Consider the following 22,796-nt stretch of genomic DNA (forward strand, 5'->3'; position numbering starts at 1 on the left):
GGTGCCGCTCCGGGGGTGGTGCGTGGTGGGGGTGCCCGTGTGGGGGTGCGGGGTATCGGGGGCCGGTGGTCGTCCGGAGGGTCACGGCCGGTGTGCCTCCGGACGTCCGGAGGGGGCGGGCCAGTGTGCACAGGCGCCGGTGAGCGCCCGCAGGCCGTGGACGAGGAGGCCGAGGGCGGCGGCGGTGCAGGCCACGGCGGGTACCGCGGCCGGTCCCACAGCGGTGGTCAGCGCCTCGACCGGGACGCCGAGCGGGGGCAGGCCGGGGAGCCGGGCGATCAGCACCAGGGCCAGGGCGAGGGCTTCCAGGGCGGCGGCCGAGGCCAGGCCGGCGGCGGCCGCCTCGGGGAAGCCGTGCACGGCGAGCAGCCGGGCGAGGAAGAGCAGCACCCCCAGCGCGGCCGCCGCCACCGGCGTGCTCACATCGCCGCGGCCGAGGACCGCTTCCGCACCGAGGAGCAGCGCCGCCAGCGCGGCCAGGAAGAGCAGGGTGACGGCGAGCAGCAACGGCCGTACCCGGGCGGCGAGTTCTTCGAGTCCGCGGCTGGCGGCCAGGACGCGTCGTCCGCGCACCGTGAACCAGTGGGCGCAGCCGGCCGCGGGGACGAGGGCGAAGGCGAGTGCCACGGCGGGGGCGACGGCGGCCCGGGGAGCGGCGTGGGGCAGATCGGGGCCGCCGGCCAGCAGCTGTCCGAGCAGCCAGTCTCCGTACACCGCGTACCCGGCCGTCCAGCCGACCCACAGGCCGGCGGTGCGCGGCCCGGTGCCGTGGCGCAGCCGCAGCGGCCCGGACCGTACGCCCAGCCGGACGGCGAGGGCGAGCAGGACCAGGCCCGAGGCGCCGACGGCGGTGCGTACGGCGGGAGTTGCCCCGGTCACCGAGGCGAGGGCGGCGACGGCCGCGACGCAGACGGCGCCGGGGAGCAGCTGCAGTGCCCCGCACACGGTGCGGGAGCGCCGGGCGGGGGCGGCCTCCTGGTACGGCGCTGCCGCGGGGGCGGCGTCCGCGGCGGCGCGCGGCACCCGGGCGTAGAGCTCCTCGGCCAGCGAGAAGACATCGCGGTGCCGGAAGCGGGCGGCCGTGCGGTCGGTGACACCGTGCGCCTCCAGGCCGGCGGCGATCTCCAGCGCGTCGACAGCGCGGGCGCAGAGTTCCTGGTGGTGGTGCATCAGGGTGCGTACGGGGTCGGCGGGGCCGCGGCGCAGGGGGCGGGCGGCGGCGTCCTTGCGCGGGGGCGCGGGCCGGTCGGCGCGCACCTCTCCCGGAGCCGCGGTGGTGCCGCCTTCGGGTGTGGTCATGCTCTGTCCCCCCTCCCCCGGGTCTGCGCGCAGCCGCCCGGAGCGGGGCGGGGGTGCGCGGTACGGCGCCGGGGCGGGCGGCCGGGGCGACCCGGGGTGCGCCGGTCGGCGCGGACGCGGGCGGGGCTGCCGGGGCGGCCGCCGTGCGCCACATCCGCCATGCCCGTCACCAGTGCCACACCCACGACACCCATCGCACAGATCACGTCCAGCACACTGGTCACCATTGCTCTCTCCCTCGCGCCGGCCACGCCTGGTTGCCCGCCGTGTCATCCCGTCTCACGGCCTGTCCCCTTTCCCGGACGACGTCCCCGCCCCCGGTCTCCGTGCGCGCCCCGTCGGCGACCGGCACCGCGGCGGGCCGCCCGGCCTCGGACGCCGCCCAGCTCGGCGTTCGGCCGGCCGGGACGGTGGCCGCCCTGGCGGCGGTGCCGGTCGCGGCCCAGCGCCCGGGGACATGGGACTCGGCGGGGCGGGCGAACGGCCGTGGGACCCCGTGCGCGTCCCGGGTGCGGCAGGCGGCCGGGCGGGCCGGGGCACGGGAGATCAACTCCAGGTAGATGCCACGAAATGCCGCGACGTTCTGCTCGACGGTGAACAGCTCCAGCGCCCGCGCCCGGGCGGCCGCGCCCAGCCTGGCCCTGCGGTCCGGGTCGGCGAGCAGCGCCGCGCAGGCCTCGGCCAGGGCGCGGGGGTTGCGCGGCGGGACAACCAGCCCGGTGCCGCCGATGACTTCGCAGACCGCCCCGGCGTCGGTCGACACCGTGGCGCGGCCGCAGAACATCGCCTCCACCAAGGAGCGCGGAAAGCCCTCGATGACGCTGGAGAGCACCACCACCGCACCGGAGGCATAGGCGTCCTCCAGGGCCGGCACCTCGGGGCTGCCGATCTCCTCGAAGCTGACCGGGCTCTCGCCGACGGTGCGGGCGTCGGCCGCCTCGTCGGGGAAGAGCTGGGCGGCCAGCGCCCGGCAGTGCGCGAGATAGCCGGGCGCCCGGGGGTCACGGCCGGGCCCGCCGATGATCCGCAGCGTGGCCGCCGGCTCGGCCTTCCGTACCTCCGCGAAGGCGTGCAGCAGCGCGATGAGGTCCTTCGCGGGCTCCACCTTGCCGACCCACACCAGTGTTTTGGAGTCGTCAGCGGCGGCGTCCGCGACCGCGGCGAAGGGGGCGGCGTCCATGCCCGGGTAGACCGTGCGCAGCCGGGCGCGGTCGGCGCCGCAGCGCTCCTGCCAGCGCCGGGCGTGGGTGTTGCCGGGAGTGATCAGTGCGGCCTGGGCGTAGGTCTCGGCGGCCAGTGCGCCCTGGAAGGCGGCGAGCAGCGCGCGCACCGGCACGCTCAGCGGCGAGGTGGCACGGGCGAGGTAGTGCTCGCGCAGCCGGACGCCGTACTCGGTGACCAGGAGCGGGGTGCCGAAGAAGCGCTTGGCCAGCAGTCCGGGGAGGGCGGCCGCGCCGCCGGAGGTGGCATGACAGAGGTCCACACCGCCGAGACCGGGGGTGTGCCGGTCGCCGTACCAGTCCAGGGACAGCGGCCGGAGCGCGAGTTCGAGCCGGTCGGTGACCGCCAGCAGGTCGTTGACCTGCGCGCCCTGGGCGGCGGGCAGTGCGCGGGGGCCGTGGCAGACGGCTTCCAGGGTGCGTACGGCGCCCTCGGAGTGCAGCATCGCGGGCAGTCCGCCGTGTTCCCGGGCGAGTTCGGCGAGCCCGTAGAGACCGGCGGCGAAACGGTCCGCCTTCCCGGCCACGGGCGTATCGGGGGCACTGTCGGGGCCGCTGGGCGGGTCTCCGGTCGGCGCGCCCCCGTGCGGTGCGCCGCCGGCCGGCCCGCTCCCGGCGGGCACCGTGGCGAAGGCCGTCACGAGATCGCCGAAGCGCTCGGCGAAGCGGCGCCGTGCGCGGCGGCCGGGGGTGCGGCCCTTGCGCTCCTCGGCGGCCCGGCGGTGCCCGACGGGGAAGTCGCCCCACAGGGGGGCACGGTGTACCAGGCGTACGTGTTCCGGCAGTTCGGGCCGGGGCCGCGCTTCCTGACGGGCGTCGGCGCTCAGGGCGTAGACCTCGAAGTCATGGCCGGTGAGCCCGCGCACGAGCCGGTCGCACCACGCGTGCGCCTCACCGGACGCATCTGGATAGCCACCTTCGGTGAGCAGTCCAATACGCATGAGTGCACCCCCGTCCTCCCCTGTCGACGTCCCTGGTGGGCCGGCGGCACGGCCGCCACCTGCAGGAAGAAGCTATGCAAAAGGGCCGGTGGCGCGATGGACGGTTGTCCATCGCGCCACCGGAAGGGGTGAAAGCACGTAACTTTCCGCCCCTAAGGGCGTTTCTTCGCGCTATGTGGGAACCCGCGCCTGCCGGGTGGACCGGCACGGGGCAGGGACCGGCCCCGCGTGGCGGGCGCGCCGGGAGCCGGGTCCGTTCAGCGCTGGGTGGGGAACGGCCAGGAGTTGGGACGGCAGGTCGCCCCGTCCGTCGTCAGGAACTTCGTCTGCTGCATCATCACCGGGGCCAGCGCGCCCTGCCGGGAGCAGACCTCGTGGTTGTGTCCGAGACGGTGGCCGACCTCGTGGTTGATCAGCATCTGCCGGTAGGCGTGCATCTTGTCGTGGCCGTAGGTCCGTGCGCCCTGCGCCCAGCGATAGGCGTTGATCATGACCCGTTCGGTCGCCGCGGAGTCGCAGGAGACCTTGTCCTGGCTGGTGTCGAGGTTGGACTTGGCGCACCACTTGTCGGTGGTCCCCGGACTCGCCAGCGTGATCACGAAATCGGCGTCGCCGGACCCCACCCGCTGGAAGGCCATCTTCCCGCCGTGTGCCCAACTCCGGCTGTCGTTGAGGGTCTTGTGCACCGCCTCGGCGAACAGCTCGCCGTCCAGCGGCAGCCCCTCCTCGATGTCGACGCGATAGCGCAGCACCTTGCCCTTGCCGGGCGCCTCGGCGTCACCGCCGGCCGGCTTGAACCGGCCGGTGGCCGTCAGTTCCGCATCCAGCGGGAAGACCTGGTTCATCTTCTCGTCGTAACTGGCGGGCTTGGCGTCCTGGGTGGGCCTGCTGTGCGACCTGGAGGCCTCGTCGCCGAGCCCGTCGGTACGGTCGTTCCCGCTGCGCGGCTGCGGGTCACCGCTCTCCTTGTGCTGCTCGGCGACCTGGCCCGCGATGACCACGGCGAGCACGGTGGTCACCGCCGCGGCCGCCGCGCCGGTGAACGTCCGGCCCTTGCCGCCCTTCTGGGCGCCGTGCCGCGACTCCTCCGCGTCGAACCCGTCGTCCGGGTCCTGGCCCCCGGGGCCGCCCGGCCCCGCGCCGTCCGCGCCGAATTCCGCCTGCCGGTCCAGCTCGTCGATCTCGTTCCGGTCGAAGACGACCGAACGGCCGGTGTACCGGCCGCCGGGGGCCACCCCGTCCGCGCCGGGCCCGTAGGCACCGGCCGCCTGACCCGCCGTCCGCGGCGCGCCGGCCCGGAACACATCGTCGTCCGGGTCGCTCGCGCCTCCCGGACCGCCCTGGCCGCCCGGGAACCGCCCGGCGTCGAAGGCATCCACGTACTCACGCCGCGGTCCCGGCCCGCTGCCCGGTGCGGCGAGGGCCGGTCCGGCGGACATCTCCGCGCGCGGCCGGGGAATCCAGGGCGCCCCCTGGCCGGGCGCGGCCGGGGAGGCCGGCGCCCCGGGGAACTCGCCCCAGCCGCCGCCCGGCTCACGCTGTTCGGGATGCCCGCCGCGCACCACGTCGCCCTCGAACGGCTCGCGTCTGCGGCGTCCGGGGCCGGGTCCGGGTGAGGTGCCCCCCGAGGGGCCGTCGGCGGGCGGACCGGCCGTCGGCGGGGTGTCCGTTGCGGTTTCCGGCCGGGCTCGGCGGCTATGGCGTCCCACGGGGTGTGTCAGCTCCTGCCCGCATCAGCGGTCACGTCGGTCACTTCACTGTCGAGCAGTTCACGGACGGCCCGCGCCACTGTCTCCGGGTACTCCATCATCGCCACATGCCCCGCCTCCGGCAGCGTCAGCAGTCGCGAACCGCGGAACGCCGCGGCCGCCCGCCGCGCCATCCGGAAGGAGACCAGGCGGTCGCGCCCACCGTAGACGAGAAGGGTGGGAGCGAGCACTCTCTCTGCCTGACGCCACAAATTATGTTGTCCGCCGAGCGTGTAGGCGTTCACCAGGCCGCGCGCCGAGCGCTCCATCACCTCCCAGAAATAAGGGAGTTCGAGCCGTCGCGCATATTCGTCGGCCGCGGCGTTGAACCCTTCCGGGCTGACCCGGCCGGGGTCGCCGTAGCAGAGCGCCAGCACCTCACGGGTGCGGCGCTCGGGCGTCCAGTCGTGGGTGAGCCGGCCGAAGAGCCCGGCGATGCCGGGTACGGCGAGCAGCGCGGTGGGCACAGCCGTCAGCTGCGGGCGCAGCTCGGGCAGCGCCGGAGAGATCAGCGTCAGGGTGCGCACGAGGTCGGGGCGCACCGCCGCCACGCGGGTGGAGGCGGCGCCGCCCATGGAGTTGCCGATGAGGTGGACGGGGCCGCGCCCGGCCGCGTCGAGGTAGCGGATGACCGCGCGGGCCTGCGCGGAGACGGAGTAGTTGCCGTCGTGCGGCGGCGGTGAGTGCCCGAAGCCGGGCAGGTCGACCGCCTCGCCGTCCACCCGGTCGGCGAGCAGCGGCATCAGGTCCGACCAGTTCTGCGAGGAGCCGCCGAGGCCATGGACGTAGAGCGCGGGCTCGCGGTCCCGCCCGGCGCCGGCGTGTCCGTCGCCGTCCCGCGTGGCGGGCCGTCCGGCCGGTGCCCGTACGGTCAGCGTCAGACCCGGCAGGGTCACGGTGCGCACCGTCTCCGCCGCACCGTGCCGGCCGGGGCCGGCCGGGGGCACCGGGAGGGCGGCGGTCGCGGTGTCCGGCGACTCGGTCGAAGACATGCGTCGATGTTACGAGACGATCACGCCCCCGATCGTGTGTCCGCGGTCACACACCGCATCGCGCTGCCGCGGCCACTCTCCTACGCTCGTAGGCGAGGGCAGCCGCCCCGGCCCCTGCTGTCATGCCAGGCACCAGCCGTCGAAGCGAGCACGCGAGAAAGGGAGCCACCATGCGCGTCGACCCGACAGACCCGGATACTTTCGAGGACGAGAGCGACGCCACCGAATTCGATGTCGAAGCACCGGAAGCGGACGCGGCGGAGCAGTACACCGACGTCACCCCGCACCGCGACGAGCCGCCGACCCCCGTCGACCCGGACTCGGCGAACGAGGCGGATCGAGCCGAACAGGCCCGCGTCGTGGAGCTCAACGAAGACGAATACCGATGACCTGGGGCGTTATGTCGGCTTCCGCTATCGGGGCCGGGCATAAATTCTCGGCCCGGACCGCGCACAGCCGGGTTACCCAAAAGTACGATGGCGGGCGCGGTGCACCACCTTGTACTGGCCGCGTACGGAACAATTTCTGGGAGGCAGCGTGAGCGCCATCGAGCAGACCGAGGCGGCGCGCCCGCGGGGCACACGCCTGCCACGTCGAGCCCGGCGCAACCAGCTTCTGGGCGCCGCCCAGGAAGTTTTTGTGGCGCAGGGCTACCACGCGGCCGCGATGGACGACATCGCCGAGCGGGCGGGCGTCAGCAAGCCGGTGCTCTACCAGCACTTCCCGGGCAAGCTGGACCTCTACCTCGCCCTGCTCGACCAGCACTGCGAGTCGCTGCTGCACTCGGTGCGGGCGGCGCTGGCGTCGACGACCGACAACAAGCAGCGGGTCGCGGCGACGATGGACGCCTACTTCGCGTACGTGGAGGACCCGGGCGGCGCCTTCCGGCTGGTGTTCGAGTCGGACCTCACCAATGACCCGGCGGTCCGCGAGCGCGTGGACAAGGTGTCGCTGGAGTGCGCCGAGGCCATAAGCGCGGTGATCGCCGAGGACACCGGCCTGTCGCAGGACGAGTCGATGCTGCTGGCCGTGGGCCTGGGCGGGGTCTCCCAGGTGGTGGCGCGCTACTGGCTGTCCTCGGAGAGCCAGGTCCCGCGGGACACCGCGGTGCAGCTGCTGACGTCGCTCGCGTGGAAGGGCATCGCCGGCTTCCCGCTGCAGGGCGGCGACACGCACTGACCCTGTTCGCTGCGGGCGTGGCCCAAGGCGTCCTGCGCATCCCCGTACCGGGCTAATGTGTGCTGCGTACGGCGCGGATGGCCGCGCACCCCAACTGACCGTCGGAGGGACAAAAGCCGTGGAGGTCAAGATCGGCGTGCAGCACGCGCCCCGCGAGATCATTCTGGAGAGCGGGCAGTCTGCCGAAGAGGTCGAGAGCGCGGTGTCCGACGCGCTGGGCGGCAAGTCACAGCTGCTGAGCCTGGTGGACGACCACGGTCGCAAGGTCCTGGTCCCGGCGGACCGGCTGGCCTATGTGGAGATCGGCGAGCCGACCGCCCGCAAGGTCGGATTCGGCGCGCTCTGAGCAGGGGGCGCCGACTGCGGCGCCCATGACGTGACAGAGGCGGCGGCCCGGGGATCTCCTCTCCGGGCCGCCGCCTTTCCGTGTCTTCTCGCGGCTCGGCCGCGCGCCGGTTCCGGGCCCCTGGCCGTCGCATTTGCGCAGATCAGGCCGTTCGAGTCGGTTCGGCTGGGCTGATCAGGCAGCGGACCGGCGCCGGGAGGGTTGCTGCCGGTGCCCCCTGGGTACGACCGCCTACGACCGATTTGTTCGACCGATCGGCGTTGTCACGCGGGAGGGAACAGCATGATCTGGGAAGCACTCGGCGCCCTGCTCATCGGCTTTGCCATCGCCCTGTCCGCCACGCGATGGCTGCCCGACCGTTTCCCCTCGCGCGCCCTCACGCTGGCGACGGGCCCGGTCGCGGCGCTGCTCGGCGCCGTGCTGACCCGCTCGATCCTCGGCCCGGGATATCCCGTCCAGGTGATGGTCGCCTCGGTCGCCGTCGGGGCGGCCCTGCTGTCGGTCCTGGTGCGCCCGCCGCACCGCCGCCTTCGGCGGCCGGCACCGGCACTGAAGGGGCACCGGACGGCCTGAACCGCCCGGCGCCCGGCAAGAACGTCAGGCCGCGAGCCCCAGCGCCGCCATCCGCTTGGTGTGCGCCTCGGTGATCCGCGAGAACATCCGGCCCACCTCCGCGAGGTCGAAGCCGTCGGCCACGCCGCCCACCAGCATCGTGGAGAGCGCGTCGCGGTCCGCGACCACCCGCTGCGCCTGCGAGAGCGCCTCGCCCATCAGACGGCGTGCCCACAGCGCCAGCCGCCCGCCGACCCGCGGCTCGGCCTCGATGGCCGCGCGCACCTTCTCCACGGCGAACGAGGCGTGCCCGGTGTCGTCCAGCACGGCCAGCACCAGATCACGGGTGTCGGAGTCCAGCCGGGCCGCGACCTCGCGGTAGAAGTCACTGGCGATCGAGTCGCCGACATAGGCCTTGACCAGGCCTTCCAGCCAGTCCGACGGCGCGGTCTGGCGGTGGAACTCGTCCAGGGCGGCGGCGAACGGCTCCATCGCCTCGTTCGGCTCCGCCTCGATCCGTGCGAGCCGGTCCCGCAGCCGCTCGAAGTGGTGGAACTCGGCCGAGGCCATCTTGGCCAGTTCGGCCTTGTCGTCCATCGTCGGCGCGAGCTTGGCGTCCTCCGCCAGGCGCTCGAAGGCGGACAGCTCGCCGTATGCGAGCGCGCCGAGCAGATCGATCACGGCGGCCCTGTACTGCGGGTCGGCGGATGCCTGCGCCCAGTTCTGGGCGGCGATCCCGGTGTGTTCTTGCGCGTCAGCCGCGGCGTTGTCAGGCGTTCCCATGACCGGCACAATAGCCCGCTCGGCGGTTCGGGGAAGGCCCTGGTCAGCCACTGCCGTTCCCTCGTACGAACGACGGTCGTAGCCGGCGCCCGGAGGCCGGACCAGGCCGTGATGTATTCCTCACTCATACAAGCCTTCGGATGGGCGCGCCATATCCGGGGTACAGTGGTATTTGGACCTGCCGAGTATCGGTGGGTCGTTCCACGAAGCGGATGCCCGGTCGGTGGCCCGATCGGCTCCAAACCGACCGCCCTCTTTTGCGGCGCGTAGCAGACATACGCACAGCAGGAGGGACACCGCTCGCGGCAGGAGTGCCTGAGCGTTGGCAGTGGTCCCGCCCCACCGGCCGTCTCCGGCCGGCCCGTACGAACCCGTACGAAGGTGCGGTACGACCCCCTTCGCCGCCTCACGCCGCGTCTCACAGAAGAGGCAAGATTCTGTCTACATTTCGAGACCTCGGGATTTTCCCCGAGACGGCCGAGGCGCTGGAAGCCGTCGGCATCATCTCCCCCTTTCCCATCCAGGAGCTGACGCTCCCCGTCGCCCTCTCCGGCAACGACGTCATCGGCCAGGCCAAGACCGGTACGGGCAAGACCCTGGGCTTCGGCCTGCCGCTCCTCGAGCGCGTCAGGGTCCCCGCGGACGTCGAGGCGGGCCGTGCCCGGCCCGAGGAGCTGACCGAGGCCCCGCAGGCCCTGGTGGTCGTGCCCACCCGCGAGCTGTGCCAGCAGGTCACCAATGACCTGCTCACCGCCGGCAAGGTGCGCAATGTCCGGGTGCTGGCCATCTACGGCGGCCGTGCCTACGAGCCGCAGGTCGAGGCGCTGAAGAAGGGCGTCGACGTCGTCGTCGGCACGCCCGGCCGCCTTCTCGACCTGGCGGGCCAGAAGAAGCTGAACCTCTCGCAGGTCAAGAGCCTGGTTCTGGACGAGGCCGACGAGATGCTCGACCTGGGCTTCCTGCCCGACGTCGAGAAGATCATCCAGCTGCTGCCGGCCAAGCGCCAGACGATGCTGTTCTCCGCGACCATGCCCGGCCAGGTCATCTCCCTGGCCCGCCGCTACATGTCGCAGCCCACGCACATCCGCGCCACCGCGCCGGACGACGAGGGCCAGACCGTCCGCAACACCACCCAGCACGTCTTCCGTGCCCACTCCATGGACAAGCCGGAGATGGTCGCCCGCATCCTGCAGGCCGAGGGCCGGGGCCTGGCGATGGTGTTCTGCCGTACGAAGCGGACCGCCGCCGATATCGCCGACCAGCTCGCGCGCCGTGGCTTCGCCTCCGGCGCGGTGCACGGCGACCTCGGCCAGGGCGCCCGTGAGCAGGCGCTGCGCGCCTTCCGCAACGGCAAGGTCGATGTCCTGGTCTGCACCGATGTCGCCGCCCGCGGTATCGACGTCGAGGGTGTGACCCATGTCATCAACTACCAGTCGCCCGAGGACGAGAAGACCTACCTGCACCGCATCGGCCGTACGGGCCGCGCGGGCGCCAAGGGCACCGCGGTCACCCTCGTCGACTGGGACGACATCCCGCGCTGGAAGCTGATCAACAAGGCGCTGGACCTGGCGTTCGACGAGCCGGAGGAGACCTACTCCACCTCGGCGCACCTCTACGCGCAGCTGAACATCCCCGAGGGCACCAAGGGCGTGCTGCCGCGCGCCGAGCGCACCCGGGCCGGGCTGGCCGCGGAAGAGGTCGAGGACCTGGGCGAGACCGGCGGCCGTGGCCGTGGTCCCCGTAAGGGCGCCGTCGTGGAGGAGGAGCGCCCCGCGCGCACCCGTACTCCGCGGCAGCGCCGCCGCACCCGTGGCGGCACTCCGCTGGACGGCCCGGCCGGCTCCGAGGCGCAGACGACCGGGTCGCCCGCTGCCGCCGAGAGCAGCGAGGGCACGGAGGCCGCCGGACCGCGGCAGCCGCGCCGGCGTCGCCGTACCCGCTCGGGCCAGTCCGGTGCTGCCGCGCCGGCGCCGGTCGCCGAGGCCGCGCCCACCGCCGCCGTGGTGACGGAGGCCGCCACCGTGGTGACCGAGTCCGCCGCCGTGGTGGCCGAGGCTCCGGCCGAGCCCGCCAAGCCGCGCCGCCGCCGTGCCCGGGTCGCGCGTCCGGTGGACACCGAGAGCTTCCAGACCGTCGAGGTCGCCGCGAGGGCGCTGGCGGCCGAGGGCGCGGCGATCGCCGCCGAGTCCGTGGCCGTGCCGGAGCCCGCCGAGGCGCCGGCCAAGCCGCGCCGCCGTAGCCGTAGCGCCGCCAAGGCTGCCGTGGAGACGGCGCCGGCCGTGGTGACGGAGTCCGTGGTCGAGGCCGCGGACACCGTGGTGGAGGCTCCGGCCAAGCCGAAGCGGACCCGTAAGACGGCCGCCGCCAAGGCCGCCGAGGCCGCGGTGGACACCGCCGAAGGTGCTGTCGAGGCTCCGGCCAAGCCCAAGCGGACGCGCAAGGCCGCAGCCGCCAAGGCCGCCGAGGCCGCGGTGGACACCGCCGAGGGCGCTGTCGAGGCTCCGGCCAAGCCCAAGCGGACGCGGAAGACCGCGGCCGCCAAGGCCGCCGAGGCCACGGTGGACGCCCCCGCCGCCGAGGACGCTCCGGCCAAGCCGAAGCGGACGCGGAAGAGCGCCGCCGCCAAGCCGGCCGCGGACGCTCCCGAGGCCGCCGAGGCCAAGCCGGTGCGCCGCCGCACCCGCGCCAAGGCCGCCGTGGCCGAGGCGACTCCCGAGAGCTGACCCTCCCGGACCACGCCGGACCCTTCCGGCCCGACGACCCGGCCCCGCACTGCGGGTGCCGGGTCGTCGGCGTCCCGGCCCCGTTTCGCCGTCCGGCCCGGATAACCTCACCTCATGAGCAGGCCGCCCACCCTCACACTGCCCCCGTGCGCCCGTGCGTACCGACTCGACACCGAGCGCGGCTCGTTCGCCGTGCAGGACGCCCGGCCCGAGGCCGCACCGATCGGGACCGCCCTGCTGGTGCCCGGATTCACCGGCAGCAAGGAGGACTTCGTCGCCTTGCTGGAACCGCTCGCCGCGGCCGGGTTCCGGGCGGTCGCGGTGGACGGCCGCGGGCAGCACGAATCCCCCGGTCCGCGCGATGAACTGGCGTATGCGCAAAGGGAGTTGGCTCTCGATGTGCTGGCTCAGGCGCGGGCCGTACAGGAGCCGGACAGCGGGCCGGTCCATCTGCTGGGGCACTCCCTGGGCGGGCTGATCACCCGGGCCGCCGTGCTGCTGGACGCGGCCCCGTTCCGTTCCCTCACCGTGCTCAGCTCCGGGCCCGCCGCCATCGAGGCGTCCCAGCAGGCCCGGGTACGGATGCTGATCGAGGCGCTCGGCACGCTCGACATGGAGAGCGTCTGGCGGGCGATGCGCGAACTGGATCCCCCGGAGGCGGCGGACGCGGCGACGCCGCCGGAGGTCGGCGCGTTCCTGCACCGTCGTTGGCTGAACACCGTCCCCGAGCAGCTGATCGCGACCGGCCGGCAGATGCTGGAGGAGCCCGACCGGGTGGCGGAGCTGGCCCGTACGGGGCTGGCCACCCATGTCGTCTCCGGCGCCGTCGACTATGCCTGGCCGGTGTCGTGGATGGACGCCATGGCCGAGCGGCTGTCCGCCCGGCGCACCGTCATCGAGGGCGCCGAGCACTCCCCCAACGCCGAACGCCCGGAGAAGACGGCCGAGGCGCTGGCGGGGTTCTGGAGCGGGGTGGGCTGAGGCCGGGCCGTGTGGGCCGAGCGGGCGGTGTCGCCAGGACAGCGCCGGGCGGTTCGGCGAGCATCGAGGGAGACGGGCCGGCACCGGCGCCCGGTCCGCACCGGCTTCGCACGAAGGGCTCCCTGATGACCGAGAATCCGGCGACTCCCCCGGCCGACCCCGAAGGCCCCCATGGCATCGCGCTCACCCGGACCTTCGATGCCCGCCCCGAGCTGGTCTTCGAGGCGTGGACGACGCCCGAGCACTTCGGGTACTGGTTCGGCGGGGAGCTGACGGTGCCGGTCGACCGGATGACGATGGACCCCCGGCCGGGCGGGGTCTGGAGTCTGGTGATGCAGACCCCGGACGGCGGTGAGCTGCCGTTCTCCGGGGTCTACCGTGAGGTCGCGCCCCCGGAGCGGCTGGAGTTCACGCTCAAGGACGCGTCCGCGCCGGACGGCATCGAGGGCGAGATCGTCCGGGTCACCCTGACCGCCCTCGGGGACCGTACGGAGATGGCCTTCCGTCAGCTCGGCGGCAATCTCACCTCCGAGCAGTACCGCCAGGCGGAGGCGGGCTGGTCGGGCTTCTTCGACCGCCTCACGGAGCTGCTCGCGCGGGCCTGATCCGGCCCTTCGCACCCCGCCGGCCCCGACCGCGGCGGACCCGGCCCTGACCCATCGGACAGGCCCTAGTACTGCCCCTGAACGTGGTCCCAGAAGCCGTCGCGCAGGACCCGGCGCAGATCGGCATGGCCGCGCAGGGAGTGCCGCAGCAGCGCCTCCGACGCGGTCAGGAGTTCCTGGTCGACGGCGCCGGGCAGATAGGGGTGACCGGGGAGCAGCCCGGCCACCCACTCGCGGCCGCGTTCCGACAGCCACTGGGCGGCGACCTGTGCGCCGACGAAGCGCACATCGTCGCGGCTGGGCGCCGGCCCCTCGCCCACCGGCTGGTCGGAGAAGTCGACACCGGCCCGCCGGGTGACGTACGGCTTGCAGAACTCCAGGTCGAAGGTGCGCGCACTGTCGACCTCCCACAGCAGCGGCTCGGCCTGATTGCGGCCGCCGGAGGCCTCGATGCCCCAGAGGTGGACCCGTGCGCCGTAGCCCTGTGCCGCCTCCACCGCGGAGACCAGGTCCTCGTCGCCGCCGATCAGCACCGCGTCGCTGATCGCGCGGTGCCGGGCCAGCGACTCCAGGTCCGAACGGATCAGGGAGTCGACGCCCTTCTGCTGGTTGTTGGCGTTGAGGTTGCCGAGCCTGACCTTCACGTCGGGCAGCTCGGCGATCCGCTGCTGCTCCTGGGTGTGGATACGGCGGCGGGCGCCGTCGTACCAGTAGACGCGCAGCAGCCGGCTGTCCGGGAAGATCATCCGGGCCTTGTCGATAAAGGCCTCGATGATCCCTTCCGCGTCCAGGTCGAAGGCCTTGCGGTCCTCCGTGCCGGCGACCAGCCGGCCCGCCGCGGCGTACACATAGCCCGCGTCAACGAAGGCCGCATGGGTGGACGGGGTGGTGGCGACCTCGGCGAGCACCCGCGTGAGCAGCTCATTGGTGCGCTCGATACCGGCGGCGAGCGCGGCGAGGTCGGTGGGGCCCGTGGGCTGGACGTCATTCATACCGGCCCCATTGTCCGGGCGGTCACTCTGCGGGCACAACCGCTCCCCCGCGGGCGTACTTAGACCGTCGAAATTTTTCTTTAGCGTAGGGAATGATTGCACTGGGCAGGACGTTCTACCAGTACGGAGCGCCGGGCAGTGACGCCGGGCAGCTCCGGCTCAAGAGTTCTCCACAGGAGGATCAGACGAAGGGAGAAGCCGTATGCGCTTCGAGATCATGCGCCTGGACGATGTCGACGGCACCGCCGTGGACAGCACCGTCGTGGACGCCGCCTCCGTCAACCGGATCGTGCAGCAGGCCGCCTCGACGGGCCAGCGCATCTACATCCGGCCGGCCGACACCGCCGTCCGCTAACACCGAGTTCCACCGTCCGACGACGCACGAGATCTGACGCACGACATCTCACGCACGACACCTGACGGCCGGCCGCGATCGGCCGCACCGCACGAGCGCCCCCGTACGCACAGGTCGTACGGGGGCGCTGCGCTGTCCGCGGCCGTGGGCCGCCGGGGCGTCAGGCCGCCGACTCGATCACCTGCAGTACGCCGTTGATGATCTGCTGTACGGCGAGCGCGGAGAGCATCATGCCCGCCAGCCGCGTGACCAGGACCACTCCCCCGTCCTTGATCACACGGATGATCACCAGCGAGAACCGCATCACCAGATACAGCACCACATGGATCGCCGCGATCGCCGCCCAGACGGAGATCTGCGCGGCGACGCCGTGGGCGTGCTGCACCGCGAGGATCACCGACACGATCGCGCCGGGCCCGGCCAGCAGCGGCATGCCCAGCGGCACCAGCGCCACATTGACGTCCTTGGTCTGGGTCGGCTCCTCCGACTTGCCGGTCAGCAGATCCAGCGCGACCAGCAGGAGCAGCAGACCTCCCGCGATCATCAGCGCGGGTGTGGAGATGTGCAGCCGCCCCAGGATCTGCCGGCCGAAGAGGCCGAAGAGGGCGATGACACAGAAGGCGACGGCGGCCGCCTGCCAGGCCATCCGGCGCTGCACCTTGGCCGGCCGGCCGGAGGTCAGGGCCAGGAAGATCGGGGTGATGCCCGGCGGATCCATGATCACGAACAGGGTGACGAAAAGAGTACTGAAGACGGCGACGTCGAACACGGTGAAGGCCTTGCGAGAGGTGGTACGGGATGAGCCACGGACCGGCGCGCGGACGCGGGCCCGTAAGAAAGGGGGTGGTGGGATGGCCGGGCAGGGGTCCGCTGATCGCCCGGACCGAAACGGCCCGTTGAAGGGTGACGGCCCTGCGGACCGGGGCGCGCGGCGCGGCAGCCGGCCGCGGCGGGCTCAGCCGCCGGTGCCGGGAACGGGGAAGGCGCCGGTCGCGCGGCGCACGATCTCGCCGTAGATCTCGGGGTCGGTGGTGTATTCGCCGAGGCGGCAGGTCTTACGGCTGCCGTGGTAGTCGCTGGAGCCGGTGGTCAGCAGGCCGAGTTCGGCGGCCATACCGCGCAACCGCGCGCGGGTCGGGTCATCGTGGTCCATGTGGTCGACCTCGATGCCGTCGAGGCCGGCCGCGGCGAGTTCGGCTATCGCGCTCTCCGGTACGCAGCTGCCGCGCTTGACGGCCAGCGGGTGCGCGAAGACGGTGACCCCGCCCGCCGCCTTGACCAGCCGGATCGCGTCGAACGGGTCGAGCTCGTGCTTCTGCACGTACGCCCGGCCGTCATTGGCGAGCCACTCGGAGGTGAAGGCGTCGGAGACGGTGGGGACCACGCCCAGGTCGACGAGGGCGGTGGCGATGTGCGGCCGCCCCACGGCGCCGTCCCCGGCGATCCGGGCGACCTGCTCCCAGGTGATCGGCACACCGAGGTCCCGCAGCTTGGCGACCATGCCCTGGGCCCGCGGCACCCGGTCGTCCCGCACCAGCTCCCGCTCGCGGGCGAGCTCGGGCTCCTCGGGGTCGAAGAGGTAGGCGAGCATATGGAGGCTCACCCCGTCGATCCGGCAGGAGAGTTCGGCGCCGGTGATCAGCGTCAGCCCCCCGGGCAGCGCCGCCCGTGCCTCGGCGTGGCCGCCGACGGTGTCGTGGTCGGTCAGCGCGACGACGTCCAGACCGGCGGCCGCGGCGTTGCGCACCAGCTCGGTGGGGGTGTCCGTACCGTCGGAGGCCGTGGAGTGGGTGTGCAGATCGATGCGCACGACGCGGACTCCAGACTGCTGCGGGACGGACGGGGGACGGGGCCCGGGACACGCCGGGTACAGGTACACCGTAAGGGGACCTCAGCAGGATACCGGGCGGCCGGGTGGCACCCGCCCCCGCCGGACGGCCGCAGCGGCCCGGACCACAGGCCCGGCGGTCAGCCCAGGATCCGCGGCGACAGCGCACCGCACGGCAGCAGATCCACCTCGGCCCCGGCCTCGCGCAGATCGGTCAGCACCAGCTCGTCGTACATCATCAGACCCGACTGCTCGGGCCAGGCGATCGCCCAGATCCACAGCCCGCGTGCCTCACCCGCGAAGACCGCGCGGTCCGGGGGCGCGTCGTCGACATGCCACAGCGGGGTCGGGCGGCCGGCGGCGAGCACCTTGCCGTGCGGGTGCTTGTCGACGCAGATGTGGCGGCCGGGGTCGGGGCCGTCGATGCCCGCGTAGCGCGCGCCGAGTCCGACGCCCAGTTCCTCGGCGATCAGCAGCAGTTCGCCGGGGCCGCCGAGCGGACTGGGGCCCGTGCAGGCCACCGCGGTCGCCCGGCCGCCGCTGCGGTCGTCGCCGGCGCAGGCCACACCGGTGAACAGCCAGCCGACCGGCAGCGGCCAGGGCATCCATACGGGCACCTGGGCGCGGTGCACGACAACGCCGAGCGCCTCGACGCTCGGCGGGACGACCGGCTGGAGTGGATGCACGGTGCCGTGCAGGGCGCACTGCCAGGTGTCGGAGAAGAGACCGGGCGCCCTTACCCGGCCTCCGCACTTCGGGCAACTGGGTTCGCCCCTCATAGGGACCCACGGTCCTCCAGCCCCGCCGCCGCGTCAAGGACGATCACCCGACCGGTGTGCCCCGAATCACGTACGCCGCCGCGCAATTGACCGCTTTCCCCGGCCGGCCCGCCCCCGCCGGGCAACTAGTTGCAGCTTGCATTCTTTAGAACGCCTAACTTATTGTGTGTAAAGGTCAACGATCTCGGCGGTCGCACCGGGCCGCCGCGGACCAGGGATACGCAACCGGCAACAGGAAGGGGAACCGCAGCATGAGCGGCACGAAGAACGGCGGCCACAGCGGCGCGGACGATCCGTTCGAGGAGGGCGGCACCTCCCTGCTCCGCCAGCCGAAGGCCGTCTGGGCCACGGCGGGCGCCTCGGTCGTGGCCTTCATGGGCATCGGCCTCGTCGACCCGATCCTCCCCTCGATCGCCCGGGGCCTGCACGCCACCAACAGCCAGGTCTCCCTCCTCTTCACCTCCTACTTCCTGATCACCGCCGTCGCGATGCTGGTCACCGGCTTCGTCTCCAGCCGCATCGGCGGCCGCAAGACGCTGCTGGCCGGGCTGGCGCTCGTGGTGGTCTTCGCGGCGCTCTCCGGAATGTCGGGGTCCGTCGCCGAACTGGTCGGCTTCCGGGCGGGCTGGGGCCTGGGCAACGCCCTGTTCGTCTCCACGTCCCTGGCGGTGATCGTGGGCGCGGCGACCGGCGGGAGCAGCGCCGCGATCCTGCTGTACGAGTCCGCGCTGGGCCTCGGCATGGCCTGCGGCCCGCTGCTGGGCGCGGTCCTCGGTGACATGGAGTGGCGCTACCCGTTCTTCGGGACCGCCGTCCTGATGGCCGTCGGCTTCCTCGCCATCACGGCCTTCCTCAAGGAGCAGCCGAAGCCGGCCGCCAGGACCTCGCTCCTCGCCCCGGTCAAGGCGCTCGGCCACGGCGGGCTGGCCGCCACCGCCGTCTCCGCGTTCTTCTACAACTACGCGTTCTTCACGGTGCTGGCCTTCACCCCGTTCGTGCTGAACATGTCCCCCTACAAGTCGGGCGGTGTCTTCTTCGCCTGGGGTGTGCTGCTCGCGGTGTTCTCGGTGATCGTGGCGCCCCGGCTGCAGCACCGCTTCGGCTCGCTGAAGGTGCTGTGCGCCTCGCTGCTGCTGCTCGCCGCCGATCTGCTCGTGCTGGGCTACGGCGACCACACCACCGCCATCGTCTGCACCGTCCTGTCCGGCGCCTTCATCGGCCTGAACAACACCGTCTTCACGGAACTGGCGCTGGGCGTCTCGGACGCTCCGCGCCCGGTGGCGAGCGCCGGCTACAACTTCGTGCGCTGGTTCGCGGCGGCGGCCGCGCCGTTCCTCGCGCCCAAGATCGAGGAGTGGACCGATGTCCACCTCCCCTTCGTGGTCGCGGCCGGTGCGGCGGTGACCGGCACCGTCATCGTCGCGGTCCGGCGCCGGGCGCTGACCACCGAGGCCGAGGAGCGGGCCCCGCAGCACGCCACGGAGGACGGGGTCACGGCCTTCGCCCGCTGAGCCGCACCGGCCGCCGCGCCCGCCCCCGCAAGGAACCCCCGCAAGAAAACTGACGCCCCGTCCGCCCTCCCTCCGGAGGGCCGACGGGGCGCACCACTGCCCGGCGGCTCGCGGCTCAGTCGAGCGGAACGCCCGCGCGCAGCGGATCGCGCAGATCCGTACCGTGCTCCAGCCAGCGCTTCTCCAGGGCCTCGGCGCCGTGCACCCGCTTCCAGGCCGCCTCGTTGGGCGTCATCGGCAGCAGCGGCAGAAAGCGGACCGGCTCCATCGGCTCATCCAGTTCGAGGTCCTCGACGAGACCACCGGGCGAGGCGACCAGCACCGAGGTGAAGGCCGCGCCCGGCCACAGCGGCTCACCCACGTCCAGCGAGGCGCCGGGCGCCACGACCACCCCCTCGACCTGCGGGGACGCGGCGAGCACGGCGAGCGCCCGGAGCGCCTTGTCGGTGTCGGCGCGGCCGGCCCGTACGGACAGCACGAGTTCGGCGCGCGGGCCGCGCAGGGGATCGGCCAGCACGGCGGTGGGGTCGGCCATGGGCTGCGCGGACATCCCGAGCGTGGCGTAACGGACCACCCCGCTGTCCACGAAGCGGAGGACCTCGATACGGTCGGTCCCGAGGAAAGTGACGGCGGCGCGCGCGTCCGGCTCGCCCAGGGTTGTCCGCAACCGGGCCTCGACCAGCTCAAGAACGTCAGACATGGCGCGAGCATACGGCCGGTCCCGTGCCCGGCCGTCACCCCTCGACGGGCTGCTGTGCGGCGTCCCCGTTCTTCGTATCGAACGGGCAAAGCGGCACCGTAACGCTTCAGGCGGCTGATAGCCTTGCCGTCTGGTCAGGGAATGACGTCGTCCCCCAACGGGGACCGGCCGGAGGAGGTGGGGCTGCGGTGGATCCGAGTCGACCGTGCAGTACCGATAGTTCTCCCGTCATCCCCCTCGCGCAGCGAATCTCCTGATCCGAGAGCTTCCGTACCCAGCCGCTCAGCGGTGAAACCAGGGAAGCACCTTTGCGCCGGAAGTAGATGACGGAAGAGCGCCTTCGACTCTTTGTTCCGTGTTTTCTGCGAACTGCCGTCAGTGCCCCCGCACGGAGCGCCGCCCGCTTTGCGGACGTACGGCCGATGACGCCTCGTACGTCCACGTTCCGGGCAGCGTTGCCCCCCGCGCCCGCGCTGACGGCCGGCCCGTGAAGGAGCCTGCCATGTCGATGATCCGCGACCTGCGCGCCGCCGTCCGTCCGTCCCGGCGTCGCGACGACCCCTCGTACCACTACGCCGCATCCGCCCCCGTCTGCCCGAACAGCGCCATCGTCGACTGCGGTGTCTACCGCGAGGGCCGCCGGGTGAGCGAGCACGTCACCCCGGCCGAGGCGATGGCCGGCGTCCGGGCCGAGGGCGGCTTCGCCTGGATCGGGCTGCACGAGCCGACCGAGGCCGAATTCGCCGGTATCGCCCAGGAGTTCGGGCTGCACCCGCTCGCCGTCGAGGACGCCGTGCACGCCCACCAGCGGCCCAAGCTGGAGCGCTACGACGAGACGCTGTTCACCGTCTTCAAGACGGTCCACTACGTCGAGCACGCCGAGCTGACCGCCACCAGCGAGGTCGTGGAGACCGGCGAGGTGATGTGCTTCACCGGCCGGGACTTCATCGTGACCGTGCGGCACGGCGGCCAGGGCTCGCTGCGCGCGCTGCGGCACCGGCTGCAGGACGACCCGGAGCTGCTGGCCAAGGGGCCGTCCGCGGTACTGCACGCCATCGCCGACCAGGTCGTCGACGGCTACATGGCGGTGGCCGGCGCGGTGCAGGACGACATCGACGAGGTGGAGATCGACGTCTTCAGCTCCGGCTCCAACGGCAAGGGCCCCGGCAGCAAGGGCTCCCCCAAGGGCGGCGACGCCGGACGGATCTACCAACTCAAGCGTGAGGTACTGGAGTTCAAGCGGGCGGTGTCGCCGCTGCTGCGGCCGATGCAGCTGCTGAGCGAGCGTCCGATGCGGCTGGTGGACTCCGACATCCAGAAGTACTTCCGGGATGTCGCCGACCACTTGGCGCGGGTCAACGAGCAGGTGCTGTCCTTCGACGATCTGCTCAACTCCATCCTCCAGGCCAACCTCGCCCAGGCCGCCGTCGCGCAGAACGAGGACATGCGCAAGATCACGGCATGGGCGGCGATCTTCGCCGTGCCCACGATGATCGCCGGGATCTACGGCATGAACTTCGACTACATGCCCGAGCTCCACTGGAAGTTCGGCTATCCGGCCGTGCTGCTGGCGACGGTCGCCATCTGCTTCGGCATCCACCGCGGGTTCAAGCGCAACGGCTGGCTGTGACCCCGGCTCCCGGCACCCGCACGCGGGGCCGCCCGTCGCCGTCCGCCGCCGCGGCCCGCGGGTCCGCGCATCTCAGCGCCTGGGCGGCCCCGGTCGCCCGTGGCCGGGGCGATTAGGCTGAGCCGTATGACGGAGACCGTGTCGCAGGCCCTGCAGGATCGGGCGCTCATCGAAGAGGCCACGAAGAAGTCCGGCCTCATCTGGGTACGGGGGACGGCGGGCCCGTCCCGTGCGCTGTGGCATCTGTGGCTCGACGGAGCCGCCTGCCTCATCGGGGACGGCGCCGGCGAGCAGCCGCTGGCCGACCTCGGGCTGACCGACGGCGGGACCGCGACGGTCACCGTCCGCAGCAAGGACAAGGGCGGCCGGCTGGTCGCCTGGCAGGCCGGGGTCGTCGAGCTGGCGCCGGAGAGCGAGGCCTGGCGGGCCGCGGTCGACGAGCTCAAGGGCAAGCGGCTCAACGCGCCGGACGCGGACACCCTCACGGAGCGCTGGGCGCGCGAGTGCCGGGTGCTGCGGCTGGAGCCGACCGGGGGCACCACACAGCGTCCCGGACAGATGCCCGAGGAGTCGCACGCCGCACCGCCGCTGGCGAGCTCCGCGATCACCCGGCGGCCCGTCCCGGCCGCGCTGCCGAAGCTGCTGCGGCGGGGGCGCAAGGGCTGACTCCGGGCCGTCAGGCCCCTGCCCCGCCCCGCCCGGCGACAGCGAGGGGTACTGGCCGGCCGCGCCCCGTTACCGGCCGCCGCCGGAGATCCGGGGGCCGTAGTCCACGACCTGGTCCTTGGGCGGGGCCTTGAGGTCCACGCTCTTGCCCCAGTCGGCGAACCGCACCACGCCCGCGCCGCCGGCGCGCCGCAGCCGCAGCGGGTAGGGCGTGCCCTCCAGCGAGACGTCCAGGGTGCCGCCGGAGCCCGCGGCGGCGGTGAGCCGGATGGTGCGGACCCCGTCGAGGTCGTCGCGGTCCCCGGCGGTCAGCTTGCCGTGCAGCCCGAGCAGACCGGCGAGCAGGGTGTCCTTGTCGGTGAAGCCGCTGAAGCGCTTGTAGACGGGGTCTTTGGCGGGCACCTTGACGTATTTGCCGCCGAGTTTGTTCGCCGCCTGGTCGGGCGCGCCCGACCGGCCGCTCTTCTCACCGGCCCAGAAGGCCGCGTCCGCCTTCAGATAGAGCGCCTCGCCGACCCGCAGCAACTGGAAGGCGGCGGCCTTCGTGGTCAGCTCGCCCTTGGCGCCGTCCTTGGCCAGGCTCATGTCGAGCTTGTAGGTGCGGCCCTGGCTGACGACATTGCCGGAGAGGTGCACCGTATCGGCGCGCTGGGCCGCGGCCCGCGCCTTGGACTCGATCTTCGCGGCGGGCAGCTTTCCCATGCCGTTGGTGCCGGCGTCCGGGTCTTCCTCCTCGCCGCAGCCGGTCAGCCCCACGGCCAGTGCCGCGCAGACCGCCCCCACGAGCGCGGCCCGTCCGGTACGACGGGTTCCGGGCAGGGGTCGGGGGCCGGCGCCCGGGGGGATTGCGCTCACGTCGGCTCTGCCTCCTGATGCGGGTGACGTCGACAGCAGTACGGCAGCGTACCTGTGCTGCGCAGGCTCTTCCGCGGGGTGCGTGGCGGTCACCCTACGGCCTCTTTCACC

At 73.0% G+C, this 22,796-nt stretch carries 23 protein-coding genes; 11 read left to right on the forward strand and 12 right to left on the reverse strand.

Annotated elements, in window-relative coordinates:
- Positions 1–81: 81 nt before the first annotated feature.
- The 5 genes from STRNI_RS15160 to STRNI_RS15180 form a co-directional block, all read right to left on the reverse strand.
- Entirely contained in the window at positions 82–1,299 is a 1,218-nt protein-coding gene (locus tag STRNI_RS15160) for a hypothetical protein (protein WP_266439365.1), read from the reverse strand.
- Complete coding sequence (locus tag STRNI_RS15165; protein WP_277411394.1) at positions 1,296–1,526, reverse strand: hypothetical protein; 231 nt, start codon at positions 1,524–1,526, stop codon at positions 1,296–1,298. The genes STRNI_RS15160 and STRNI_RS15165 overlap by 4 nt, the downstream gene beginning before the upstream one ends.
- Positions 1,520–3,460: a DUF3492 domain-containing protein gene (locus STRNI_RS15170; protein ID WP_277411395.1), complete on the reverse strand. Its 1,941-nt coding sequence runs from the start codon at positions 3,458–3,460 to the stop codon at positions 1,520–1,522. Before STRNI_RS15170 ends, STRNI_RS15165 begins: the two co-directional genes overlap by 7 nt.
- A 257-nt stretch (positions 3,461–3,717) precedes the next feature.
- Positions 3,718–5,025, reverse strand: coding sequence for a DUF3152 domain-containing protein (locus STRNI_RS15175; RefSeq protein ID WP_277413253.1), 1,308 nt, complete (start codon positions 5,023–5,025; stop codon positions 3,718–3,720).
- A 152-nt stretch (positions 5,026–5,177) separates the two neighbouring features.
- Positions 5,178–6,200 carry an alpha/beta fold hydrolase gene (locus STRNI_RS15180; protein WP_277411396.1) on the reverse strand — a complete coding sequence of 341 codons (1,023 nt, stop codon included), beginning with the start codon at positions 6,198–6,200 and terminating at the stop codon, positions 5,178–5,180.
- A gap of 170 nt (positions 6,201–6,370) precedes the next feature.
- On the opposite strand from STRNI_RS15180, the gene STRNI_RS15185 reads away from it, so the two are divergent.
- The 4 genes from STRNI_RS15185 to STRNI_RS15200 all read left to right on the forward strand — a co-directional run bounded on the left by STRNI_RS15185 (position 6,371) and on the right by STRNI_RS15200 (position 8,298).
- Positions 6,371–6,589, forward strand: coding sequence for a hypothetical protein (locus STRNI_RS15185; protein ID WP_018089432.1), 219 nt, complete (start codon positions 6,371–6,373; stop codon positions 6,587–6,589).
- 148 nt (positions 6,590–6,737) lie between these two features.
- Positions 6,738–7,379: a TetR/AcrR family transcriptional regulator gene (locus tag STRNI_RS15190; protein ID WP_026169595.1), complete on the forward strand. Its 642-nt coding sequence runs from the start codon at positions 6,738–6,740 to the stop codon at positions 7,377–7,379.
- A 118-nt stretch (positions 7,380–7,497) separates the two neighbouring features.
- Positions 7,498–7,725 (forward strand): DUF3107 domain-containing protein, encoded by a 228-nt coding sequence (locus STRNI_RS15195; RefSeq protein WP_018089430.1) that lies wholly within the window; start codon positions 7,498–7,500, stop codon positions 7,723–7,725.
- A gap of 282 nt (positions 7,726–8,007) precedes the next feature.
- On the forward strand, positions 8,008–8,298 hold the full coding sequence (locus tag STRNI_RS15200; RefSeq protein ID WP_018089429.1) for a hypothetical protein: 291 nt from the start codon (positions 8,008–8,010) through the stop codon (positions 8,296–8,298).
- A gap of 24 nt (positions 8,299–8,322) precedes the next feature.
- Here the strand turns inward: STRNI_RS15200 and STRNI_RS15205 are convergent, their stop codons facing one another.
- Positions 8,323–9,060: a ferritin-like fold-containing protein gene (locus STRNI_RS15205; RefSeq protein ID WP_018089428.1), complete on the reverse strand. Its 738-nt coding sequence runs from the start codon at positions 9,058–9,060 to the stop codon at positions 8,323–8,325.
- Between the two features lie 311 nt (positions 9,061–9,371).
- Between STRNI_RS15205 and STRNI_RS15210 the strand changes: the two genes are divergently transcribed.
- The 3 genes from STRNI_RS15210 (at position 9,372) to STRNI_RS15220 (ending at position 13,369) form a co-directional block, all read left to right on the forward strand.
- Complete coding sequence (locus tag STRNI_RS15210) at positions 9,372–11,783, forward strand: DEAD/DEAH box helicase (RefSeq protein ID WP_277411397.1); 2,412 nt, start codon at positions 9,372–9,374, stop codon at positions 11,781–11,783.
- 114 nt (positions 11,784–11,897) lie between these two features.
- A complete protein-coding gene (locus tag STRNI_RS15215) occupies positions 11,898–12,764 on the forward strand; it encodes an alpha/beta fold hydrolase (protein WP_148589241.1) in 867 nt (288 codons plus the stop codon).
- Positions 12,765–12,889: 125 nt separating this feature from the next.
- Complete coding sequence (locus STRNI_RS15220) at positions 12,890–13,369, forward strand: SRPBCC family protein (protein WP_018089425.1); 480 nt, start codon at positions 12,890–12,892, stop codon at positions 13,367–13,369.
- A gap of 65 nt (positions 13,370–13,434) precedes the next feature.
- On the opposite strand, the gene STRNI_RS15225 is transcribed toward STRNI_RS15220, so the two are convergent.
- Positions 13,435–14,361, reverse strand: coding sequence for an NYN domain-containing protein (locus tag STRNI_RS15225; protein WP_018089424.1), 927 nt, complete (start codon positions 14,359–14,361; stop codon positions 13,435–13,437).
- Between the two features lie 202 nt (positions 14,362–14,563).
- Here STRNI_RS15225 and STRNI_RS15230 point away from each other — a divergent pair, with 202 nt between their 5' ends.
- Entirely contained in the window at positions 14,564–14,716 is a 153-nt protein-coding gene (locus tag STRNI_RS15230) for a hypothetical protein (RefSeq protein WP_085925097.1), read from the forward strand.
- Between the two features lie 160 nt (positions 14,717–14,876).
- Here STRNI_RS15230 and STRNI_RS15235 read toward each other — a convergent pair whose 3' ends face one another.
- From STRNI_RS15235 to STRNI_RS15245, 3 genes are all read right to left on the reverse strand, one after another.
- Positions 14,877–15,485 (reverse strand): MarC family protein, encoded by a 609-nt coding sequence (locus tag STRNI_RS15235; protein ID WP_018089422.1) that lies wholly within the window; start codon positions 15,483–15,485, stop codon positions 14,877–14,879.
- 186 nt (positions 15,486–15,671) lie between these two features.
- Positions 15,672–16,526 carry a PHP domain-containing protein gene (locus STRNI_RS15240; protein WP_093637684.1) on the reverse strand — a complete coding sequence of 285 codons (855 nt, stop codon included), beginning with the start codon at positions 16,524–16,526 and terminating at the stop codon, positions 15,672–15,674.
- Positions 16,527–16,684: 158 nt separating this feature from the next.
- Entirely contained in the window at positions 16,685–17,323 is a 639-nt protein-coding gene (locus STRNI_RS15245; RefSeq protein WP_266439349.1) for a DUF6758 family protein, read from the reverse strand.
- Between the two features lie 251 nt (positions 17,324–17,574).
- Here STRNI_RS15245 and STRNI_RS15250 point away from each other — a divergent pair, with 251 nt between their 5' ends.
- Positions 17,575–18,834 carry an MFS transporter gene (locus tag STRNI_RS15250; RefSeq protein ID WP_266439347.1) on the forward strand — a complete coding sequence of 420 codons (1,260 nt, stop codon included), beginning with the start codon at positions 17,575–17,577 and terminating at the stop codon, positions 18,832–18,834.
- Positions 18,835–18,949: 115 nt separating this feature from the next.
- Here the strand turns inward: STRNI_RS15250 and STRNI_RS15255 are convergent, their stop codons facing one another.
- Positions 18,950–19,534, reverse strand: a complete 585-nt coding sequence (locus STRNI_RS15255) for a suppressor of fused domain protein (protein ID WP_093637681.1) — start codon at positions 19,532–19,534, stop codon at positions 18,950–18,952.
- Between the two features lie 502 nt (positions 19,535–20,036).
- Here STRNI_RS15255 and STRNI_RS15260 point away from each other — a divergent pair.
- Both STRNI_RS15260 and STRNI_RS15265 read left to right on the forward strand, forming a co-directional pair.
- On the forward strand, positions 20,037–21,164 hold the full coding sequence (locus tag STRNI_RS15260) for a magnesium and cobalt transport protein CorA (RefSeq protein WP_018089418.1): 1,128 nt from the start codon (positions 20,037–20,039) through the stop codon (positions 21,162–21,164).
- Between the two features lie 126 nt (positions 21,165–21,290).
- Entirely contained in the window at positions 21,291–21,830 is a 540-nt protein-coding gene (locus STRNI_RS15265) for a hypothetical protein (RefSeq protein WP_159486304.1), read from the forward strand.
- Positions 21,831–21,899: 69 nt separating this feature from the next.
- Here STRNI_RS15265 and STRNI_RS15270 read toward each other — a convergent pair whose 3' ends face one another.
- On the reverse strand, positions 21,900–22,685 hold the full coding sequence (locus tag STRNI_RS15270; protein WP_078518587.1) for a hypothetical protein: 786 nt from the start codon (positions 22,683–22,685) through the stop codon (positions 21,900–21,902).
- Positions 22,686–22,796: the final 111 nt, after the last annotated feature.

This window comes from Streptomyces nigrescens (assembly GCF_027626975.1).
Classification (GTDB): Bacteria; Actinomycetota; Actinomycetes; order Streptomycetales; family Streptomycetaceae; genus Streptomyces; species Streptomyces nigrescens.

Excerpts from the sequence above, each read along its gene's own strand:
- STRNI_RS15230 (WP_085925097.1), top strand. The coding sequence starts at position 14,564 with ATGCGCTTCGAGATCATGCGCCTGGACGATGTCGACGGCACCGCCGTG.
- STRNI_RS15170 (WP_277411395.1), bottom strand. The coding sequence starts at position 3,460 with ATGCGTATTGGACTGCTCACCGAAGGTGGCTATCCAGATGCGTCCGGT.
- STRNI_RS15265 (WP_159486304.1), top strand. The coding sequence starts at position 21,291 with ATGACGGAGACCGTGTCGCAGGCCCTGCAGGATCGGGCGCTCATCGAA.
- STRNI_RS15180 (WP_277411396.1), bottom strand. The coding sequence starts at position 6,200 with ATGTCTTCGACCGAGTCGCCGGACACCGCGACCGCCGCCCTCCCGGTG.
- STRNI_RS15215 (WP_148589241.1), top strand. The coding sequence starts at position 11,898 with ATGAGCAGGCCGCCCACCCTCACACTGCCCCCGTGCGCCCGTGCGTAC.
- STRNI_RS15255 (WP_093637681.1), bottom strand. The coding sequence starts at position 19,534 with ATGTCTGACGTTCTTGAGCTGGTCGAGGCCCGGTTGCGGACAACCCTG.
- STRNI_RS15200 (WP_018089429.1), top strand. The coding sequence starts at position 8,008 with ATGATCTGGGAAGCACTCGGCGCCCTGCTCATCGGCTTTGCCATCGCC.
- STRNI_RS15220 (WP_018089425.1), top strand. The coding sequence starts at position 12,890 with ATGACCGAGAATCCGGCGACTCCCCCGGCCGACCCCGAAGGCCCCCAT.
- STRNI_RS15260 (WP_018089418.1), top strand. The coding sequence starts at position 20,037 with ATGTCGATGATCCGCGACCTGCGCGCCGCCGTCCGTCCGTCCCGGCGT.
- STRNI_RS15165 (WP_277411394.1), bottom strand. The coding sequence starts at position 1,526 with ATGGTGACCAGTGTGCTGGACGTGATCTGTGCGATGGGTGTCGTGGGT.
- STRNI_RS15185 (WP_018089432.1), top strand. The coding sequence starts at position 6,371 with ATGCGCGTCGACCCGACAGACCCGGATACTTTCGAGGACGAGAGCGAC.
- STRNI_RS15250 (WP_266439347.1), top strand. The coding sequence starts at position 17,575 with ATGAGCGGCACGAAGAACGGCGGCCACAGCGGCGCGGACGATCCGTTC.
- STRNI_RS15245 (WP_266439349.1), bottom strand. The coding sequence starts at position 17,323 with ATGAGGGGCGAACCCAGTTGCCCGAAGTGCGGAGGCCGGGTAAGGGCG.
- STRNI_RS15205 (WP_018089428.1), bottom strand. The coding sequence starts at position 9,060 with ATGGGAACGCCTGACAACGCCGCGGCTGACGCGCAAGAACACACCGGG.
- STRNI_RS15225 (WP_018089424.1), bottom strand. The coding sequence starts at position 14,361 with ATGAATGACGTCCAGCCCACGGGCCCCACCGACCTCGCCGCGCTCGCC.
- STRNI_RS15160 (WP_266439365.1), bottom strand. The coding sequence starts at position 1,299 with ATGACCACACCCGAAGGCGGCACCACCGCGGCTCCGGGAGAGGTGCGC.